Source organism: Photobacterium alginatilyticum (genome assembly GCF_009910675.1).
Classification (GTDB): Bacteria; Pseudomonadota; Gammaproteobacteria; order Enterobacterales; family Vibrionaceae; genus Photobacterium; species Photobacterium alginatilyticum.
Genome location: NZ_RSEJ01000096.1, coordinates 1 through 2,010, shown reverse-complemented (window position 1 = coordinate 2,010; position 2,010 = coordinate 1). Strand labels below are relative to the sequence as shown.

The window sequence follows — 2,010 nt, the reverse complement described above, 5'->3', positions numbered from 1 at the left end:
AACTCAACCCATCAGTCCAGTGATGCAGCCTTGATTAGGATCTCATCAGGATGTCATGTAAATGCATCTGGCTTTAAGGTGCTGATAGTATTAGTGTTACTTGAGATTTATTGCATGCTGTATCCCATGGTTGGCAGYGGACTGCGCTGAGAGTTCGSCGGCCAAGTAGGAATTTCACATGTGGAAATGCCTAACAAAGCAATCAAGGTGACCCATTACACTCGGCAGTTTTGGTTTGAAGTTCGATGCGCTTGGTAAGCTGGCCGWGGGGCACCTTATCGCAGGCGTTATAAGCAGGAGGAAAGTAAGCACAATGGATAAGGCTGAAATTGCATATTATTATGCAAAGGCTAGCTTGGATAACGAATTTAAATCATTTGACTCTCTGGACAATAAGGCCAACAAATTTCTTAGTTTGGTGACATTGGGAATAGGTCTTGTTGTAAGTTTGGTTGGTTGGGGTTTTGATAAATTTATTCCCCTCAAAACAGCATCTTCATGCATAACTGTTTTCCTGATATTTGTAATTATATTTTTCCTTTCTAATGCATGGTTCAAACTTTTTAAATCAATAAAAGTTTCAGATGTTCCTACCATAAAACTCAATGATGAGGTTTGTAAAATACTTGTCAGTCCAGAAACAGATGTTCTTAGCGAAGTCATTGGGACATACTCTAACTTAGTTAAAGCGCACAGAGAAACCATGTCCAAAAAGGTAGAATTGTTAGAATCCGGCTATCGGTATATTGCTCTTACTGCTGTTGCAATACTGATCCTGTTATTCTCAATTGTAGTTTCACAGTCAATCGGAGTTAACTGATGAGTAATGATAAAAACCAAAACGATAAAACGCGCCAAAATCCAACACCTAATAAAGATTTAGGTCTTGATTGGCATAAGAAAGGTATCAAGGATGCACCAAAAGAAAAACGCTGAGAGCTGCTTATAACAAGGCAATCAAGGTGACCCGTTACACTCGGTGGTTTTGGTATGAAGTTCGGTGTGCCTTGCAGGTTTCGTGCGGGGCACCTTATTGCGGGCGTTATGTAACCGGAGTCAAAGTTCGATGATTTGATGGCCATAAGAAGTAAGAATGGGTGCGGGATTTATGAAATATCAACCTTTTAAAGATGTACTAGGTTTGTCTATTGTACTGCTGGTTTTTTACCTTATTGCTTATGGTATTGGGTTTATTGAATCAATGACAGTTTACGCTTTTTATACTGCGCTTATTATGACTTCTGGTGCTGCAATTAATTTAGTAGGTGCTACGTTAAGTCCTCAGTATTTTGATGAAGAGTTGAAGTCTAATCTGGATAATGGGGGAAAAGATGTAGTGTATGTTCTCACAATGCCATTCTTGTTGTTTTTCTCATTCTCAGCAGCTTCTTACTTAGGTTGGCAGGCTTATGGTAGTGATTTTATGCTTCTAGGGAGCAATAACCCCCTTGCATGGTTAGCATATGGAGCTGATAACTTCATTCGAGCGGCTTGTTTCGATTTTGCGGAAATATATCATTTTGATTTGTCACAAATTGAACATAACGAAGAGTATTGGCCTTCAACATTTGTTTTCGTGTTCAGAACAGCAATGTCAATTAGTGTTGTAACAGTGGTTTTTAAGGCAGTAAAGTTGTTACGTAGTCGCAGGTAGTGGTTACATAACAAGGCAATCAAGGTGACCCGTTACACTCGGCGGTTTTGGTATGGAGTTTGGTGCGCTTTGCTGGTCTTGCGCAGGGCACCTTATTGCAGGCGTTAGGCATCGGAAAAGCCTGCTTTTTGATCTGGTCGTAACCGCATCGCCCAAGAACGGGAACTCTTTGGCCATTCGCTCATCGTAGGGCTGTCCTTAAAGTTCWGGGAAACGCAGGTTGTTTCGTTCTTTGCTGCCTCAGACTATGGCAATAAGCATACCTAGCTTCTTCGATACACCGCTGTGAAAGGCTTGTCGTTTACTTAACCCATTCGTTCAGTGATGCAGCCTCGATTAGCTACTCGCTAGGCTGT

Annotated in this window: 2 protein-coding genes; both read left to right on the top strand. The window is 41.2% G+C overall.

Going from position 1 to position 2,010, the window contains the following annotated elements; all coding sequences use genetic code 11:
* The first annotated feature begins 313 nt into the window (after positions 1-313).
* Positions 314-820, top strand: coding sequence for a hypothetical protein (locus tag EIZ48_RS28110; RefSeq protein ID WP_160658674.1), 507 nt, complete (start codon positions 314-316; stop codon positions 818-820).
* Positions 821-1,093: 273 nt separating this feature from the next.
* Complete coding sequence (locus EIZ48_RS28105; RefSeq protein WP_128786698.1) at positions 1,094-1,654, top strand: hypothetical protein; 561 nt, start codon at positions 1,094-1,096, stop codon at positions 1,652-1,654.
* The last annotated feature ends 356 nt before the right edge of the window (positions 1,655-2,010 follow it).

Bases quoted from the DNA above. Each gene is read 5' to 3' on its own strand.
- EIZ48_RS28110 (WP_160658674.1), top strand. From the start codon at position 314: ATGGATAAGGCTGAAATTGCATATTATTATGCAAAGGCTAGCTTGGAT.
- EIZ48_RS28105 (WP_128786698.1), top strand. From the start codon at position 1,094: ATGGGTGCGGGATTTATGAAATATCAACCTTTTAAAGATGTACTAGGT.